We start from the raw sequence: 16,909 nt of genomic DNA, 5'->3' as shown, positions 1-16,909 counted from the left end.
CCGCTCGAAAACCAACAGCGTCTTAATCGTTGTTCTTCGGGCGGTCAAAGGCCGGGCCTCACCGGCCGGCGACGATGGTCACGCCGTCGGCAGCTTGTAGTCCTTGAATTGCTGACGCAGCGTCGTCTTCTGGATCTTGCCGGTCGCGGTATGGGGAATGGCATCGACGAAGGCGACGTCGTCCGGCATCCACCATTTGGCGACCTTGCCTTCCATGAAGCCGAGCAGGTCGGTCTTGGTCGGTTCCTTGCCGGCCTTTCTCACCACCACGAGCAAGGGCCTCTCGTCCCATTTGGGGTGGGCGATGCCGATCACGGCGGCTTCGGCGACGTCGGGGTGGCCGACGGCGAGATTCTCCAGATCGATCGTGGAAATCCACTCGCCGCCCGATTTGATCACGTCCTTGGCGCGATCGGTGATCTGCATGTAACCGTTGGGATCGATATGCGCGACGTCGCCCGTATCGAACCAGCCTTCCTCGTCGAACTGCTCCACGCCGGCGCCGCCATAGTAGGCCCCCGCGACGGCCGGGCCACGGACCTTGAGCCGCCCGAAGGTCTTGCCGTCCCACGGATGTTCCCTGTTCTCGTCGTCGGTGACCTTCATTTCGACACCGAAGGGCGGGTGACCCTGCGTCTGCTTCACGTTCAAGAGCGCATCGCCGGTCAAGCCGGCATATTCGGGCTTGATGGTTGCCAGGGTTCCCAACGGCGACATTTCCGTCATGCCCCAGGCGTGGATGACCTCGACGTCGTAGTTGCGCTCGAATTTCTCGGTCATGGCGCGCGGGCAGGCCGAGCCGCCGATCACCACCTTATTCAGATATGGCAGTTTCTTGCCCGTTTCCTCCAGATATTGGAGCAGCATCAGCCATACGGTGGGAACGGCCGCGGTAAAGGATACCTTTTCCGAATCGAGCAGGTGGTAGATGGATTCGCCGTCCATCTTCCCGCCCGGCATGACGAGCTTCGCGCCCACCATCGGCACGCTCTGCGCGAGCCCCCATGCATTTGCGTGGAACATCGGCACGACCGGCATGATCACGTCTCGGGAGGAGATGCCCATCGCGTCCGGCATGCAGGCGATCATCGCATGGAGCACATTGGAGCGGTGGCTGTAGACGACGCCTTTCGGGTCGCCGGTGGTGCCGGAAGTGTAGCACATGCCGCAGGCGGTATGCTCGTCGACCTCCCTCCATTGGAAGTCGCCGTCGGCCTGCGCGAGCCATTCCTCATAGGTCACCACGTTGGGAAGCGCGGTCTGCGGCATATGCGCGGCATCGGTGAACACGATCACCTTCTGCAGCGACGGCACCAGCGGCGCGATCTTCTCGACCAGGGGCATGAAGGTGAGGTCGACGAACAGGCATTTGTCCTCGGCATGGTTCATGATCCACACCAATTGCTCGGGGAAGAGCCTGGGATTGAGCGTGTGGTAGACGGCGCCGATCCCCATGATGCCATACCAGGCCTCGAGGTGGCGGGCCGTGTTCCAGGCAAGCGTCGCGATACGGTCGCCGAGCTTGTATCCGTCCCGCTCGAGCAGTTGCGCGACCTTCAATGCCCGCACGCGCGCGTCGGCATAAGTGGTTCGCACGATCGGCCCCTCGACTGTGCGCGACACGATCTCCCGATTGCCGTGCTGCCGCGCGGCATGGTCGAGAATCTTGTGGCACAGCAGCGGCCATTCCTGCATCAATCCCAGCATGTTGCTCCTCCCTGAAAGTTCTGGTGGCTTAATCTTGGGCGGATCGCTGGACTTGTCCAGAGGCTAGCTGACGTCCTCGCTGCCGCCAACGCTTGACCCCGATGTCACAAAGCCGCCATCTTCGCCTGAAATTGGCATTCTGGGCGGTCGGGGCGACAGTATGAGGCGCAGTATCGACATGCCGGTTCTCGAAAACGAAGAACTTCAGCAGATTTCAGCGGAAAATCCGCAATCCGAAAACAATGAGAAAATCGAGGATTTCTCGAACGACGAGTTCGAGACGATCATCCGCGAGACCGCGAAGGCGATGGGCGGACAGGTCCTGTTCCAGATGAAGCTCGACGAGGAAGAGAAGAGCCATTGGGTCGCCGCGGTCATGGTGGCTTCCGACGATGCGCGCAAGATCTCGATCATAGACCTGCCGTGCGACGGTGGAGAGGCGAGCATCAAGCCTGCGGAAGAGAGCACGCTTCCCATCGCGACCATCGCATCGGCCTATGCCGGGCTCGTCGATCAGTGGAAACGCGCTGCCTGAGCGATACGTCTGCTGGTCCAATCGCGAGCGAGGTGTGAACCAGCGCCGGTCGGGTCTTACGTCGGCGGCCGCTAGCGGTTAGATTCCAGGCTTCCCAATCGGAGGCCACAGATGCTCGACAAACCCCCGCTCTCGAATCTGCAGGCACGCGACGTCGCATCCGTTCTGCATCCCTATACGCCGCTCCACAAGCTGGAAACGATGGGCCCGCTCGTCATCGAGCGCGGCGAAGGCGTCTATGTCTACGACACCCAGGGCAAGGCCTATATCGAAGGCATGTCCGGTCTCTGGTGCGCAGGCCTCGGCTTCGGCGACGAGGAGATGATCGATGCGGCGACCGAGCAGCTACGCACCCTGCCCTATTACCATCTCTTCGGAGCCAAGGGCACCGAGTCGGCCATCGAACTGGCCGAGAAGCTGAAGGAGATAGCGCCCGTACCCATCTCCAAGGTCTTCTTCACCTCCTCCGGCTCGGAAGCGAACGACACGCAGGTCAAGCTCGCCTGGTATCTGAACAACGCGCTCGGCCGGCCGAACAAGAAGAAGATCATATCGCGCCAGAAGGCCTATCACGGCGTGACGATCATGTCGGCCTCGCTCACCGGCCTGCCCTACAACCACATCGGCTGGGACCTGCCGGTCGACCGCGTGCTCCACACCGACTGCCCGCACTACTATCGTTTCGGCCAGGAAGGGGAAAGCGAGGCCGAGTTCGTGAACCGGATGGTGAAGTCGCTGCGTGATCTGATCGAGCGCGAGGGTCCGGACACGATCGCGGCGATGATCGCCGAGCCGGTCATGGGCGCCGGCGGGGTGATCGTCCCACCCGAAGGCTACTATCCGGCCATCCAGGCCGTGCTCGACGAGCACGACATCATCATGATCAGCGACGAGGTCATCAACGGCTTCGGCCGCACCGGCAACTGGTGGGGCAGCCAGACGCTCGGCATGACGCCGAAGACGATCTCGGCGGCCAAGCAGATGACCTCGGCTTACGCCCCTCTCGGCGCGGTGATGGTGCCGGAAGACATCTACCAGGCCTATGTCTCGCATTCGGAGAAGATCGGCACCTTTGGCCACGGCTTCACCTATGGCGGCCACCCGCTCGGCTGCGCGCTCGGCGTCAAGGCGATCGAGATCTACCAGAAACGCGACATCCTCGGCCATGTCCGCTCGCTTTCGCCGCAGTTCGAAAGGCGCATGAGGAAGCTCACCGAACATCCGCTGGTCGGCGAGGCGCGCTATTGCGGCCTCGTCGGCGGCGTCGAGATCGTCGCCGACAAGAAGACGAAGCGGCCCTTCGATCCGAAGGTGGGGGTCGGCCCGCAATGCGCGAAGTTCGTCGAGGAGCGCGGCGCGATCCTCCGCGCGATCGGCGACACGATCGCTCTCTGCCCGCCGATGATCATCAAGGAAGACGAGCTGGACGAGCTGTTCGACCGGCTCGAAAAGGCGCTGGACGACACCGAGGCATGGGTGGCCAAGGAAGGTTTGCGCGCGCTCTAGCAGGGTTGCAGTGGTCGACCGATTTCCTAAGTGAGGGAAGAACCGGAACCGATCTCGAAGGAGGATCGCCATGGCAAATCCCTCGCCCGGCTTTCGCAGCAACCCGACCCACAAGATCACGGTCGAGCCTTATCCCGGCAAGGTCACGGTGCGCCTCGGCGATGCCGTGATCGCCTCTTCGAGCGAAGCGCTCGAGCTGCGCGAGGCCGATTACCCGCCCGTCCTCTACATTCCCTTCAAGGATATCCGTTTCGATCAATTGACGAAGACGGAGACGTCCACGACCTGCCCCTTCAAGGGCAAGGCGTCATATTGGAGCGCGGAGGCCGACGGCAAGGCCGCGAAAGACGCCATGTGGGCTTATGAAGCGCCCTATGACGAGATGATCCGGATCAAGGATCACGGCGCGTTCTATCTGAACAAGGTGGTTATCCGGAGCGAGTGACGGTCAGGAGGAATTACCCCACAAGAATTGCTTGTGTGGGGTAAATGATTTATCCTACAAAAGTAACTCTTGTGGGGTAACATGAACCGCTTAACGCTCGCCGCTCACACCGCCTATCAGGATTTGCTCGAAGCCCATGGGAATCGTGCAGTGTCGGACCTGCGCGGCAAGCCATTCACCAAGAAAATCTCCGGCAAGACCTATTGGTACAGTCGGCGGCGCGTTGGCGCGGAGAAAGTCGAGCGTTACATCGGACCGGACAGCGACGAGCTGCGCAACCGGATCGAGAAGATGCGGGACGACCTCGAAGAAGAAAAAGATTTCGAACGCCGCTGCGCCGTTCTCGTCGCGCAGCTTCGAGCCGCCGGAATGCCTACCCTTGATCGCCAGACCGGCAGCATTCTCAACGCCATGGCCCGCGTCGGTGTCTTCCGCCTCGGCGGAACCCTGATCGGCACCCACGCTTTCCGGCTCTACGGCGCGGAGTTGGGCTGCAAGTTCCCAGGCTTTGTGGCCGTGACCGAAGACGTCGACGTGGCCGCATTCGAGAATTTGAAGCTGGCGATACACGATCAGGTCGACCCGTCGCTGGCCGAGACCTTCGGGGAATTGTCCCTTCAACCCGCTCCAGGCCTCGACCCCAAGGGACGGCCGACCCGCTGGACCATGAAAGGCGGTGGGACGATGGTCGAGTTTCTCGCGCCTCGCATGCAAAGCAAGCGCGATATCGTCAAGCTGGAACCGCTGAGCGTCTATGCACAGACGCTGCCTTTTCTGAATTTCCTTATCGCCGACCCCATTCCTGCGGTCGCGCTCTACCGGAGCGGCGTGCTCGTCCAGATACCGAGACCCGAGCGATATGCCATCCACAAGCTCATCGTGGCTCAACGCCGATCGGGAAGCGGGCTTGCAAAGGTAGCCAAGGATCTCGCACAGGCGGAAGCATTGATTGAAATCCTCTTGCAAGACAGGCCGGGCGAGCTCGCGCTGGCCTATGAAGCGGCACGTGACAATGGTGCCAAGTGGCGCGAGGCCGTCGCCGCGTCGATGAAGCAGCGGCCCGGGATCGCGAAGCTTCTGGACCAGCTCTGATCCCGGCGAACGAGGGAGCCGGTCCCCCCCGGCCGGGTTAGTCCTGCCGTTATGCCCAATTTGCAAGATGGGCATAACTTCACCGAAGCACCCGCAACGGCCGCGGGAAACCGACGAAAGACCGGCTAGCCTTTCTTCACCGCCGCCTGGGCGGCGGCGAGCCGGGCGATCGGCACGCGGAAGGGCGAGCAGGAGACGTAGTCGAGCCCCACCTCCTCGCAAAAGCGGATCGAGGCCGGATCGCCGCCATGCTCGCCGCAGATGCCGAGCTTGATCTCAGGGCGGGTGTGCCGTCCCTTCTTCGCGGCAATGCGCACCAGCTCGCCCACGCCTTCGATGTCGAGTGAAACGAACGGGTCCTGCTCGATGATGCCCTTCTGCCGATAGGCCTCGAGAAACGAAGAGGCGTCGTCGCGGGAGATGCCGAACGTGGTCTGGGTCAGGTCGTTGGTGCCGAAGGAGAAGAACTCGGCGGCTTCCGCGATCACATGGGCGCGGATCGCCGCGCGCGGAAGCTCGATCATCGTGCCGACGAGATAGTCGATCTTCGTGCCGCTCTCCTCGATCACGTTCCTGGCCACCTCGTCTATGCGCGCCTTGACGAAATCGAGCTCCTTGGCAACGCCGACGAGGGGCACCATCACTTCCGGCACCACCGGGCTGCCGGTCTTCTTGCCAGCTTCCACGGCCGCCTCGAAGATGGCGCGCGCCTGCATCTCGGCGATCTCCGGATAGGAGACGGCAAGCCGGCAGCCGCGATGACCGAGCATCGGATTGAATTCGTGCAGGCTCTCGGTGCGCTGCCTCAGCTTGTCGGCCGACACGTTCATCGCCTTGGCGACCTCGGCGATCTCCTCCTCGGTCTTCGGCAGGAATTCGTGCAGCGGCGGGTCGAGCAGGCGGATCGTCACCGGCAGGCCGGCCATGATCTCGAAGAGCTCGGCAAAGTCGGAGCGCTGCATCGGCAGGAGCTTGGCGAGCGCGGCGCGGCGATCCTTCTCCGTGTCGGAAAGGATCATCTCGCGCATCGCGACGATGCGGTCGTCGTCGAAGAACATGTGCTCGGTGCGGCAGAGGCCGATGCCCTCCGCGCCGAAAGAGCGCGCCATGCGCGCGTCGGCCGGCGTTTCCGCATTGGTGCGCACCTTCATGCGGCGGATACGGTCGGCCCATTCCATGATCGAGGCGAAATCACCCGACAGTTCCGGCTGCAGCATCGGCACCGCGCCGTCGAGCACCTGGCCGGTCGACCCGTCGATGGTGACGACGTCGCCCTTCTTGAAAGTCCTGCCCATGGCGAGCAGATGACCGGCCCGGTAGTCCACCCGCAGCGTTCCCGCCCCCGAAACGCAGGGCTTGCCCATGCCGCGCGCCACCACCGCCGCGTGGCTGGTCATGCCGCCGCGCGTGGTAAGAATGCCTTCGGCCGCGTGCATGCCGTGGATGTCCTCGGGACTGGTCTCGACGCGCACCAGAATGACCTTGCGGCCCTGCGTCTTCAACTCCTCCGCGTCGTCGGAGGAAAATACGATCTCGCCCGTCGCCGCGCCCGGCGAGGCCGGCAGGCCGAGGCCGATTACCTTGCGCTCCGCCTTCGGGTCGATCGTCGGATGCAGGAGCTGGTCGAGCGAGGCCGGGTCGATGCGCGACACCGCCTCCTCCTGGGTGATCAGCCCCTCGCCCGCCATCTCGACGGCGATGCGCAGCGCGGCCTTCGCCGTGCGCTTGCCGGAGCGCGTCTGCAGCATCCACAACTTGCCGCGCTCGATGGTGAATTCGAGATCCTGCATGTCGCGATAGTGCTTCTCGAGCTTGTCGGAAATCTCGACGAAGGCCTTGAACGCCTCGGGCATCACCTTTTCCAGCGACGGCTTGTCGGAACCGGCATCGAGGCGCGCAGCCTCGGTGATGTTCTGCGGCGTGCGGATGCCGGCAACGACATCTTCGCCCTGCGCGTTCACCAGGAACTCGCCATAGAGCTTGTTCTCACCGGTCGAGGGATTGCGGGTGAAGGCGACGCCCGTGGCCGAGGTGTCGCCCATATTGCCGAACACCATCGCCTGCACGTTCACCGCCGTGCCCCAGCTTTCCGGGATATCGTGCAGCCGGCGATAGGTGATCGCGCGATGGTTCATCCAGCTCGAAAACACCGCGCCGATCGCGCCCCAGAGCTGTTCCTGGGGATCCTGCGGAAAGGGCTTGCCCAGCTCCTCCTCCACCTTGGCCTTGTAAAGCCCGATGACGTGCTGCCAGTCCTTGGCCGAAAGCTCGGTATCCAGTTCGACGCCGCGACTGGCCTTCTCGTCCTCCAGGATTTCCTCGAACATTTCATGGTCGAGGTCCAGCACGACGTTCGAATACATCTGGATAAAGCGGCGGTAGCTGTCATAGGCGAAACGTTCGTCGCCGGATTCACGCGCCAGCGCCTCGACCGTCCCATCGTTGAGGCCGAGATTGAGCACCGTGTCCATCATGCCCGGCATGGAGGCGCGGGCCCCCGATCGTACCGACACCAGCAACAGATTCGCCGGGTCGCCAAACCGCTTGCCGGCGATCTTGCCGATCTCCTCGAGTGCCGCCAGCACCTGTTCCGTAAGGTCGGCGGGATAGGTATTGCCGTTGGCGTAGTACCAGTTGCAGGCCTCGGTGGTGATGGTGAATCCCGGCGGTACCGGCAGCCCGAGGCTGCACATCTCCGCCAGGTTCGCGCCCTTGCCGCCGAGCAGGTTCCTGTCGCCTGCCCGCCCCTCGGCCTTGCCGTCGCCAAAGCCGTAGACCCACTTCGCCATGCTGCTTTCCCTCGGTTCAAAGCCCTTGCGCGCCAATGTGTGCGACGCAGCAACAATTCGAGCGATACGACCCGATCGTGTCAAAGGCAAGCACAGGCAACCACCTCCGACCATCTGAATCGATTAAGGCCGAACACGGTTTCTTCTTGCGCGTGCGTTTCGCGTGATTTAGAACATAATGAGAACGAGGAGACCGAACCATGAAACAGGATGGAAAGCTCGATTACCTCGAGATGCAGGCTGGCGGCGGCACCCTCGACACCGTCAAATCCTTCTACAGCGCTGCTTTTGGCTGGACCTTCACCGATTACGGACCGAGCTACGCAGCCTATGCGGAAGGGCTCGACGGCGGCTTCGACGCTTCGGCCAATCGGGAGACGAAGCCTCTCCCCGTTCTCTATTCGGAGGATATTGAACGCTCGCTCGCGGCCGTGACCGATGCCGGCGGCGAGATCGTCAAGCCGATCTTCTCCTTTCCCGGAGGCCGCAGATTCCACTTCCGCGACCCGGCCGGCAACGAGCTGGCGGTCTGGAGCGAATAGTCAGCGCTTCGCCGAAGGAAGCTTCGAAACGGCTCTCCGCAGGGCGCCCGCCGCGAGCCCGACCTGCGGATCACGCTGCACCGCGATCAGGTAACGCAGCCTGAATTCCGCATGCCCGTCGGCGCCTTCGCCGAGGAATTGCGCCGCCGCCTCGCCGAAGGGCACCAGACTTTCCACGGTCGAAAGCCCGCCTTCCGCCTTCACTTCGTCCATGCGCACGATAAGCTGCGAAAGCGGCCCGAGCCACGAGAAGCGCGGATCGTTTATGACCGCGAACAGCAGCGTATAAGGATTTTGCAAATCCGGATCGTCGCCCGCCTCTGCGCGGATCAGCGCGCGATGGAATTCGGTGAGCGCCGAATGAAGCTCGGATGCGAGTTGCCCGACATCGTTCTCGGCCATGGCTAATCCTTTCACGCGAAGCAGTTCGCCTCGATCGTCAGCTCGCCTCGCGAAGCTGCTCGGCGGTCTGCAGATCGACGGAAACGAGCTGGCTCACTCCTTGTTCCGCCATCGTCACGCCGAAGAGGCGGTTCATGCGCGCCATGGTGATCGGATTGTGCGTGATGATGACGAAACGCGTCTCCGTGCTTGTCGCCATCTCGTCCATGAGATTGCAGAAGCGCTCGACATTGTGATCATCCAAAGGCGCATCCACCTCGTCGAGAACGCAGATCGGCGCCGGATTGGTCAGGAACACGGCGAAGATGAGCGCCATGGCCGTCAACGCCTGCTCGCCGCCCGAAAGCAGCGTCATCGTCTGCGGCTTCTTGCCCGGCGGGCGCGCGAGGATTTCGAGGCCGGCTTCGAGCGGATCCTCCGACTCGATCAGCTGCAATTCGGCGGTACCGCCGCCAAAAAGATGCGTGAACAGGCGCTGGAATTGCACATTCACCACATCGAACGCCGCAAGCAGCCTTTCGCGTCCCTCCCTGTTGAGATTCTGGATCGCCTGGCGCAGCTTGCGGATCGCCTCGATGATATCCTCACGTTCGCTGACGATGGTTTCAAGGCGCTCGGTCAGCTCCGCCTGTTCTTCCTCGGCACGCAAATTCACGGCGCCGAGCCGCTCGCGCTCGATCTTGAGCCGTTCGAGCCGACTTTCGACGTCGCTCATGTCGGGCATCGAGGCGTCGGCCTCCAGCCCGGTATGGCGAATGACGAGATGCGGCGGCACGTTCAGCGCTTCCTGGATGCGCGCTTCCGTTTCCTTGCGGCGGTCGTCGGCTGCCGTCAAACGCTCCTCGGCGCGGACGCGGCTTTCACGCGCCTCGGCCAGCGCCTGGATCGCACCGGTCGCCGACTTGTCGAATCCTGCCTGCAGCGTCTCCGCCTCCTGCAGCCTGTCGGCCGCGGCCTTTCGCAAGGTCTCGGCTTCGGAAAGCTGCGAGAGCAGCGCGCGCCTGCGCTGGTCGATCTCGTCGGGCGCCTCTTCGAGCGTCGCCAGTTCGGTGGCGGTTTCCTGCCGGCGCTCGCGCAACGAGGCGATCTGCGTGTCGGCGTTCTGGGCGCGTTGCGTCCACGATCTGCGCTCGTTCTCGATCGCGGCAAGCCTGCGCGTACGCGCGTCCGCCTCGCGCTTCAGCCCCTCATGCGAGGCGCGCGCATCGGCGAGTTTGGTGCGGTCCTGCGACACCTCGGCGGCAAGCCGCTCGACGCCTCGCTGCAATTCGCCGATATCGGGAGCCGCCGCGAGCGCCGCTTCCGCTTCCTCGAAGGCGGACGAGGTCTCGTCGAGCATCTCCGAGACGCGGCCGCGCGATTCATCGAGAACCGCCCGGCGGCTCGCGAGCTCGCCCGATGCCTTTTCTGCCTTGGCGAGCGCATCGCGCGCCTCGCTTACCTGTCTTTGGGCGGTGCGCCATTCCTCGCGCGCGACACGTTCGGCGTCCGCGGTCTGCTTCACCGCCGTTTCGGCAACGGCCAGCGCCTCTTCGGCGAGCCGCACCGCCTTCGTGGCACCCGTCGCCTCGGCTTCGAGCTCGCCAAGGCGGTTCTTTTGGGCGAGCCGCTGAGCGGCGGCCGTCGGCGCATCCGCGCTCGCCGTATAGCCGTCCCAGCGCCACAGCGCGCCTTCGCGGCTGACGAGCCGCTGGCCGGGCTTCAACTGCTTCTGAAGGCGCGGACCGTCGGCGGCATCGACTATGCCGATCTGCGCCAGTCTGCGTGCGAGCTGATGCGGTGCCTGCACCACGTCCGAGAGCTTCCGCGCGCCATCGGGCAAGGCGGGATCATCGGCGACGACGGCGATTTCGCCCCAATGGGCCGGGGCCGCACGGTCGAGCGGCACGTCGAGGTCTTCGCCGAGCGCAGCACCCAGCGCGGTCTCGAAGCCACGCTCGACCTTGATCTGTTCGAGAACGGCGGGAAACAGATCGCCGATCGCGGCGTTGAGGATCTTCGCAAGCGTTCGTGCTTCCGTTTCAATGCGTGCAAGTTCCGCGCGCGTCTCCTGCAGCGGCGGCCGCGCCGCGTTCTCGCGCGAACGGGCCTCGCCGACCACCTTTTCGGCCGCCAGCGTCCGGGTCTCCGCCGCACGAACCGCCTCTTCCGCCTCTTCCACGAGAATGCGTTTTTCGGCCGGGTCCGGCAGCCCGCCGATCCGTGTCGCGATTTCCGCGCTCTCGCGGTCGATCTCGGCAAGCTGGCGTTGCAAACGGTCGCGGCGCTCCGCCGTCTCGCGCAGGCTGCGCTCGATCTGGCTCCGTGCGGCGGACGCCTCGGCGCGCTCCGAGGTGATCTTGGCGAGCGCGGCCTCGCTCGCCGTCAGTCGCGCCGTGGCTTCCTCGAAGATTGCGCGTGTGTTCGCCTCGCGCTCGGCGGCCCCCGCATTCTCGGCGTCGAGCTGCGCTTCCTCCTCGCCAAGCCGGGCGAGCACATCCGCATTGTCGCGCACCATCTGCTCTTCGCGCACAATGTCGGCGTCAAGCTGCGCGACCCGCTTTTCGAGCTCCGCATTGCGGGCGCGCATGCGGTTCGCCTCTTCCTCGATCTGTGCCTTGGCGATCGTCAGGCGCTGGAGGACGGCGGCGGCCGCGGCCTCCGCCTCGCGCAGGTCGGGAAGCCGGTGAGCGCCGACCGCCTGGTCCTTCGCGGCCTGCATCTGCTGCGCGGCACGGTCGCCGACAAGCGCCGTCGCCGTGGCGAGAGCCGACTTCGCCTCCGCTTCCTGCGCCTTGGCCTGTGTCCAGCGCAGATGCAGCAGGATCGCCTCGGACTTGCGAATGTCGGCGGAGAGGTTCTTGAAGCGCGAGGCCTGTCGCGCCTGTCGCTTCAGGCTCTCGATCTGGCCCTGCAGCTCGCCGACCACGTCGTCGAGGCGTTCGAGGTTCTGCTCGGCGGCGCGCAGACGCAGCTCGGCCTCGTGGCGGCGCGAATGGAGCCCGGAAATGCCGGCAGCTTCCTCGAGAAGCGCTCGTCGAGCCTGCGGCTTCGCCTGGATGAGTTCGCCAATGCGGCCCTGTCCGACCATGGAGGGGGAGCGTGCGCCGGTGGACTGGTCGGCGAAGAGAAGCTGGACGTCCTTGGCGCGGGCTTCCTTGCCGTTGATGCGATAGACCGAGCCGGCTTCGCGCTCGATGCGGCGCGAAACCTGCAACTCGTCCGCGTCGTTGAAGGCGGCGGGCGCGGTGCGATCGCTATTGTCGAGAAACAGCGTGACTTCGGCGGTGTTGCGCGCCGGGCGCGTCGCCGAGCCCGAGAAGATGACGTCGTCCATGCCGGACGCGCGCATGTTCTTGTAGGAGCTCTCGCCCATCACCCAGCGCAGGGCCTCGACGAGATTCGACTTGCCGCAACCGTTCGGACCGACGATTCCCGTCAGTCCGCGCTCGATGACGAACTCACCGGGTTCGACAAAGGATTTGAAACCGAGCAGGCGGAGCCGCGAGAATCTCATCGCGCGTCACCGGCGCTGCCGGACGCGCGAAGGCTCCGCCGCTTCGCTCGAAGGGCGTCAGAGCATGCTGTCGATGATGGCCGACATCTCGTCAACCGACAAAGCCCCCGCATATTTATTGCCGTTGATGAAGAATGTCGGCGTGGCGTCCACACCGAATTCATTGGCTCCCCGGGTTCTTACCGCCCTCACATCGTCCAGAAGCTTCTGGTTCGTCAAGCAGGCCTCGAAGGACTCCTGTGAAAAACCGGCCAGCCGTGCGATCTGCAGCAGCGCGGTGCGCGCATCCTCGACGGGCGCCCAATTCTGCTGCTGGTCGAAAAGCACGTCGGTCATGGCGAAATACTTGTCCTCTGCGCAGCGCGCCAGCATGAAGCCGGCCTCGGCGCGCGGATCGAACGGGAACTCGCGCAGGATCAGCCGCGCCTTGCCGGTATCGATGTATTTTTCCTTGATCGTCGGCAGCGTGTTCTTGTGGAAGCTGGCGCAATGGCCGCAGGTCATCGAGGCATATTCGACGATTGTGACCGGCGCATCGGCCTCGCCGAGAACCTGGTCCGGCAGGGCGCCCGCCTCGAGCAGCTTCGCCATGTCGACGGTGCCCGCGGGCGAGGGCGCGGCGGCCGACGACTTGCCGGCGTCCTGGGCTCCACTGTCGCTGCATGCCGACAGAAGCGCAGTCATCGCCGGAAGCGCGACGAGCGACGTAAGAACATTCCTGCGCGTAATAGTGCGGATCATGCGAATCACCTGTTTCCTTTTGAATAGTGCAGCGTCAGGCCGCCAAAAAGCGAGTGTTGGAGGCGAATTAAGGCAAATCTGTCCCCATTCCAATCACCTGACGGAAACACAGCGTTCACGAAAACGAGATTTGGAGTGCTAATCAGCGCCGTTCGCCCAAAACCGACTGGCCGAGCCTTTCCAATGACTGCCGCAGCCCCTCGTCCTCTATTTCCTGGACAAGCCCCTTGAGCTTGGTTTTCTCGATATCCGAAAGCGCCCGCATCCGCGGCTTCTTGCGCTGCGCGGCGGCTACCGGTTTCTGGACGATCTTGACGCGGCCGACGGCGCCAAAGCCCAGAAAGCCGTTCACCCGCGAGATGATCTCCCCGGTCTCGTGCTGGAGGTGCAGCGCCGCCAGCCCCTCGCAGGCGATCACCAGCGTCGCGGGCTCGAACGGGTCGTCCTCGTGCAGCCGGCGTGGCCAGGCGATCTTTTCGGGCCGCGAGCTTGCCGCGAGCCTTTCGCCGACGATCTCCTCCCAGGACTGCACCAGCCCGACCGATATGCCGGCGCGCTTCCTCAGCACCGGATCGAGTATCTCGTTCGCCAGGTCGCTGACCGGCACCGCATTGCCGCCCTTCCATTTTCCTGCCATGAGCGGTCTTCCCTATTCCCGTGAGCCGCGCGGGATACGATTCGGTTTGGTCGATGGATTTGGCACAGCATAGCAGCAACCAGCGCAAGTTACAGCGCCACCCGATCGCCGCTGCATTGCTCGACTGGTACGACGCCCATCATCGGGAACTGCCGTGGCGCGTTTCGCCACGGGCGCTGAGGGCCGGCGTCCGCCCCGATCCCTACCGCGTCTGGCTTTCGGAAATCATGCTGCAGCAGACGACCGTGGAGGCGGTGAAGTCCTATTTCGCCCGCTTCGTCGAAAAATGGCCCACCGTCGACGCGCTGGCCCACTCCGACCCCGACGATGTGATGAAAGCATGGGCCGGGCTCGGCTATTATTCGCGGGCACGCAACCTGAAAAAATGCGCGGAAAAGATCGCCTTCGAGTTCGGCGGCGCCTTTCCCTCGAAGGCCAGTGACCTGGAGAAGCTGCCCGGCATCGGGCCCTACACCGCTGCCGCGATCGCCGCCATCGCCTTCGGTCGCCCGGCGCCGGTCGTCGACGGCAATGTCGAGCGCGTCGCGACGCGGCTGGAAGCGGTCTCCACGCCGCTGCCGCAGGCCAAAGCGCAAATCAGGGCGCTCGTCGAAGCGATCCTCCCCCCGGACCGACCCGGTGATTTCGCGCAGGCGATGATGGATCTCGGCGCCAGGATCTGCTCGCCGAAACGACCGAAATGCATACTCTGCCCGGTGCGCGAGCCCTGCCGCGCGATACGCATTGGCGATCCGGAACTCTACCCCGTGAAGGCGCCGAAGCCCGAAAAGCCGCTGCGGCGCGGCGCGGCCTTCGTCGCGATCAACGGCGAAGGCGCGGTGCTTTTGCGCAAGCGCGCCGAAACCGGACTGCTTGGCGGCATGGCCGAGGTGCCGACGACGCAATGGGACTCGCGTCGCGACGGCCACACCGGCATCGAAGGAGCCCCCTTCCCCGCGGAATGGAGGCATGCAGGGCGCATTTCGCATGTCTTCACCCATTTCGCGCTGGAACTGGAAGTCTTTCGCGCCGACGAGATCGCGGCCGAAGCGCCGGCAGGCCATTGGTGGTCACCTTCCGCCGAAATCAACGGCGAGGCGTTGCCGACCGTCATGAAAAAAGCACTCGAAGCCGCGATACCCGGCGCGACCAGGCGCAGCGCAAAGCGACAGGAGGCCAAATGAGCGAAATCCGCCACATCGTGTTCGATATCGGCAGGGTGCTGATCCACTACGATCCGGAACTGCCCTTCCGGCGCATCATTCCCGAGGAGGATCGCCGCAGATGGTTCCTCGACAGCGTCTGCACCCCTGACTGGAACGTCGAGCAGGACCGGGGTCGCTCATGGGAGGAGGCGGAAGCGCTGCTGATCGAGAACCATCCCGACGAAGCGGAGAACATCCGCGCCTTCCGGCGCAACTGGCACGAGATGGTGCCGCACGCCTATGACGGTTCGGTCGTCATCCTGGAGCGGTTGATAGATGCCGGCCACGACGTCACCATGCTGACGAATTTCGCGTCGGACACGTTCGTCGAGGCTCGCGAGCGCTACGCCTTTCTCCAGCGCCCGCGCGGCGTGACCGTTTCCGGCGACGTCAGGCTCATCAAGCCGGACCGGCGCATCTACGAACTGCATGCCGAGACGTTCGGCCTGCGGCCCGAGGCGACGCTCTTCATCGACGACAGCGCGAAGAACGTCGACGGAGCCAGGGAAGCGGGCTGGCGTTCGGTGCTGTTCCAGAACGCGGAAACGCTCGAGGCGGACCTCGAGCGTTTCGGGATCAGACCGTGACTGGAGAGCCGGCCGATCGGGTAAGGCTTCAGGCGCCGGCGCGTTCCATGCCGACGCGCGCGATGCGGCGCAATTCGTCGATCGGCGTCAGGCCTCCATTGCGTTCATAGTGCCAGAAGGCCCAGCCGTTGCAGGCTTCCAGCCCCTGCAGCTGGGCGCCGACGCGATGGATCGACCCTGACGTCTCCCCGGCGGCCAGCGTACCGTCGGCGCGGACCTTCGCCGACCAGCGGCGCTTGGCGTCATAGAGGGTCGTGCCGGGCTTGAGCAGGCCGGTATCGAGCAGGCTGACGAAGGCGACACGCGGCTCCGACCTCTTGCTCGTCATAAGAAGCAGTTCCGCCGCGTCTAGCGGCTTCACATCCGCGATCCGGTCGAGCGCGGCATCGATATAGCTCTGTTCGCGCTCCACGCCGACGAAGTGCCGGCCGAGACGCTTGGCGACCGCGCCGGTCGTGCCGGAGCCGAAAAACGGATCGAGCACGACGTCGCCCGGCTTGCTCGACGAAAGCAGCACGCGCGCCAGCAGCGCTTCGGGCTTCTGCGTCGGGTGGACCTTGTCGCCGTTCTCGTCCTTCAACCGTTCTGAGCCGGTGCAGATCGGGAAAAGCCAGTCGGAGCGCATCTGCACATCGTCATTGGCCGCCTTCATCGATTCATAATTGAAGGTGTAGCCCTTGGCCTTCTGGTCGCGCGAGGCCCAGATCATCGTCTCATGCGCGTTCTGGAAACGGCGGCCGCGGAAATTCGGCATCGGATTGGTCTTGCGCCACACAATGTCGTTCAAAATCCAGAAGCCGAGGTCCTGCATGATCGCGCCGACGCGAAAAATGTTGTGATAGGAGCCGATCACCCAGATCGTGCCGTTCGGCTTCAGGACGCGGCGCGCGGCGAGCAGCCAGGCGCGGGTGAATGCGTCGTAGGCGGCGAAGCTGTCGAACTGGTCCCACGCGTCGTCGACGGCGTCGACGAGCGACTGGTCGGGCCGATGCAGGTTCCCCTCGAGCTGCAGGTTATAAGGAGGGTCGGCGAACACCACGTCGACGGAATTTTCCGGGAGCCTGTTCAAGGCGGCAACGCAGTCGCCTTTCAGGATGGTGTTGAGCCACTGGGCAGAGGCGGCGGCATGGGGAAGGTCGGCGAGGAGACGCACGGCTGACATGGGTACACCAGAAACGCTGTTACTGTTTACTCGACGTTATGGTTACCGATCGTCGTAAACATT

Annotated in this window: 14 protein-coding genes; 7 read left to right on the top strand and 7 right to left on the bottom strand. The window is 64.1% G+C overall.

What is annotated here, in order from left to right:
- Window positions 1-78: 78 nt before the first annotated feature.
- A complete protein-coding gene (locus tag XW59_RS04690) occupies window positions 79-1,707 on the bottom strand; it encodes a fatty-acid--CoA ligase (protein WP_047143598.1) in 1,629 nt (542 codons plus the stop codon).
- 160 nt (window positions 1,708-1,867) lie between these two features.
- Between XW59_RS04690 and XW59_RS04685 the strand changes: the two genes are divergently transcribed.
- The 4 genes from XW59_RS04685 to XW59_RS04670 all read left to right on the top strand — a co-directional run bounded on the left by XW59_RS04685 (window position 1,868) and on the right by XW59_RS04670 (window position 5,285).
- Complete coding sequence (locus XW59_RS04685) at window positions 1,868-2,242, top strand: hypothetical protein (RefSeq protein WP_052957978.1); 375 nt, start codon at window positions 1,868-1,870, stop codon at window positions 2,240-2,242.
- Between the two features lie 111 nt (window positions 2,243-2,353).
- Window positions 2,354-3,748 carry an aminotransferase gene (locus XW59_RS04680; RefSeq protein WP_047143597.1) on the top strand — a complete coding sequence of 465 codons (1,395 nt, stop codon included), beginning with the start codon at window positions 2,354-2,356 and terminating at the stop codon, window positions 3,746-3,748.
- Window positions 3,749-3,818: 70 nt separating this feature from the next.
- Complete coding sequence (locus XW59_RS04675) at window positions 3,819-4,193, top strand: DUF427 domain-containing protein (RefSeq protein WP_047143596.1); 375 nt, start codon at window positions 3,819-3,821, stop codon at window positions 4,191-4,193.
- 123 nt (window positions 4,194-4,316) lie between these two features.
- Window positions 4,317-5,285, top strand: a complete 969-nt coding sequence (locus XW59_RS04670; protein WP_246665998.1) for a GSU2403 family nucleotidyltransferase fold protein — start codon at window positions 4,317-4,319, stop codon at window positions 5,283-5,285.
- A 125-nt stretch (window positions 5,286-5,410) separates the two neighbouring features.
- Here the strand turns inward: XW59_RS04670 and ppdK are convergent, their stop codons facing one another.
- A complete protein-coding gene (ppdK, locus tag XW59_RS04665; RefSeq protein WP_137326982.1) occupies window positions 5,411-8,074 on the bottom strand; it encodes a pyruvate, phosphate dikinase in 2,664 nt (887 codons plus the stop codon).
- Between the two features lie 200 nt (window positions 8,075-8,274).
- Between ppdK and XW59_RS04660 the strand changes: the two genes are divergently transcribed.
- Complete coding sequence (locus tag XW59_RS04660) at window positions 8,275-8,616, top strand: VOC family protein (protein WP_047143594.1); 342 nt, start codon at window positions 8,275-8,277, stop codon at window positions 8,614-8,616.
- On the opposite strand, the gene XW59_RS04655 is transcribed toward XW59_RS04660, so the two are convergent.
- The 4 genes from XW59_RS04655 to XW59_RS04640 form a co-directional block, all read right to left on the bottom strand.
- Entirely contained in the window at window positions 8,617-9,018 is a 402-nt protein-coding gene (locus XW59_RS04655; RefSeq protein WP_047143593.1) for a hypothetical protein, read from the bottom strand. It lies immediately after the preceding gene.
- A gap of 37 nt (window positions 9,019-9,055) precedes the next feature.
- Window positions 9,056-12,514: a chromosome segregation protein SMC gene (gene smc / locus XW59_RS04650; RefSeq protein ID WP_047143592.1), complete on the bottom strand. Its 3,459-nt coding sequence runs from the start codon at window positions 12,512-12,514 to the stop codon at window positions 9,056-9,058.
- Window positions 12,515-12,571: 57 nt separating this feature from the next.
- Window positions 12,572-13,255: a DsbA family protein gene (locus tag XW59_RS04645; protein ID WP_136067942.1), complete on the bottom strand. Its 684-nt coding sequence runs from the start codon at window positions 13,253-13,255 to the stop codon at window positions 12,572-12,574.
- Window positions 13,256-13,397: 142 nt separating this feature from the next.
- Entirely contained in the window at window positions 13,398-13,892 is a 495-nt protein-coding gene (locus XW59_RS04640) for a DUF721 domain-containing protein (RefSeq protein ID WP_047143590.1), read from the bottom strand.
- A 53-nt stretch (window positions 13,893-13,945) separates the two neighbouring features.
- Here XW59_RS04640 and mutY point away from each other — a divergent pair, with 53 nt between their 5' ends.
- Together mutY and XW59_RS04630 are read left to right on the top strand one after the other, a co-directional pair.
- Window positions 13,946-15,076 (top strand): A/G-specific adenine glycosylase, encoded by a 1,131-nt coding sequence (gene mutY / locus XW59_RS04635; protein WP_047143589.1) that lies wholly within the window; start codon window positions 13,946-13,948, stop codon window positions 15,074-15,076.
- The gene (locus XW59_RS04630; protein WP_047143588.1) at window positions 15,073-15,684 is read left to right on the top strand and encodes an HAD family phosphatase; all 612 of its coding nucleotides are present in this window, start codon (window positions 15,073-15,075) and stop codon (window positions 15,682-15,684) included. The genes mutY and XW59_RS04630 overlap by 4 nt, the downstream gene beginning before the upstream one ends.
- Window positions 15,685-15,712: 28 nt before the next feature.
- On the opposite strand, the gene XW59_RS04625 is transcribed toward XW59_RS04630, so the two are convergent.
- The gene (locus tag XW59_RS04625) at window positions 15,713-16,846 is read right to left on the bottom strand and encodes a site-specific DNA-methyltransferase (protein WP_047143587.1); all 1,134 of its coding nucleotides are present in this window, start codon (window positions 16,844-16,846) and stop codon (window positions 15,713-15,715) included.
- Between the last annotated feature and the right edge of the window lie 63 nt (window positions 16,847-16,909).

The organism is Aquamicrobium sp. LC103 (assembly GCF_001014615.2).
Taxonomy (GTDB): domain Bacteria; phylum Pseudomonadota; class Alphaproteobacteria; order Rhizobiales; family Rhizobiaceae; genus LBCQ02.
Note: the sequence above shows the minus strand (reverse complement) of the source record. Positions and strands in the feature narration are given on the sequence as shown.

What these genes read in the sequence shown, in the direction of transcription:
- XW59_RS04630 (WP_047143588.1), top strand. Translation starts at nt 15,073, where the DNA reads ATGAGCGAAATCCGCCACATCGTGTTCGATATCGGCAGGGTGCTGATC.
- XW59_RS04690 (WP_047143598.1), bottom strand. Translation starts at nt 1,707, where the DNA reads ATGCTGGGATTGATGCAGGAATGGCCGCTGCTGTGCCACAAGATTCTC.
- XW59_RS04645 (WP_136067942.1), bottom strand. Translation starts at nt 13,255, where the DNA reads ATGATCCGCACTATTACGCGCAGGAATGTTCTTACGTCGCTCGTCGCG.
- mutY (WP_047143589.1), top strand. Translation starts at nt 13,946, where the DNA reads ATGGATTTGGCACAGCATAGCAGCAACCAGCGCAAGTTACAGCGCCAC.
- smc (WP_047143592.1), bottom strand. Translation starts at nt 12,514, where the DNA reads ATGAGATTCTCGCGGCTCCGCCTGCTCGGTTTCAAATCCTTTGTCGAA.
- XW59_RS04685 (WP_052957978.1), top strand. Translation starts at nt 1,868, where the DNA reads ATGAGGCGCAGTATCGACATGCCGGTTCTCGAAAACGAAGAACTTCAG.
- XW59_RS04675 (WP_047143596.1), top strand. Translation starts at nt 3,819, where the DNA reads ATGGCAAATCCCTCGCCCGGCTTTCGCAGCAACCCGACCCACAAGATC.
- XW59_RS04660 (WP_047143594.1), top strand. Translation starts at nt 8,275, where the DNA reads ATGAAACAGGATGGAAAGCTCGATTACCTCGAGATGCAGGCTGGCGGC.
- XW59_RS04640 (WP_047143590.1), bottom strand. Translation starts at nt 13,892, where the DNA reads ATGGCAGGAAAATGGAAGGGCGGCAATGCGGTGCCGGTCAGCGACCTG.
- XW59_RS04680 (WP_047143597.1), top strand. Translation starts at nt 2,354, where the DNA reads ATGCTCGACAAACCCCCGCTCTCGAATCTGCAGGCACGCGACGTCGCA.
- XW59_RS04625 (WP_047143587.1), bottom strand. Translation starts at nt 16,846, where the DNA reads ATGTCAGCCGTGCGTCTCCTCGCCGACCTTCCCCATGCCGCCGCCTCT.
- ppdK (WP_137326982.1), bottom strand. Translation starts at nt 8,074, where the DNA reads ATGGCGAAGTGGGTCTACGGCTTTGGCGACGGCAAGGCCGAGGGGCGG.
- XW59_RS04655 (WP_047143593.1), bottom strand. Translation starts at nt 9,018, where the DNA reads ATGGCCGAGAACGATGTCGGGCAACTCGCATCCGAGCTTCATTCGGCG.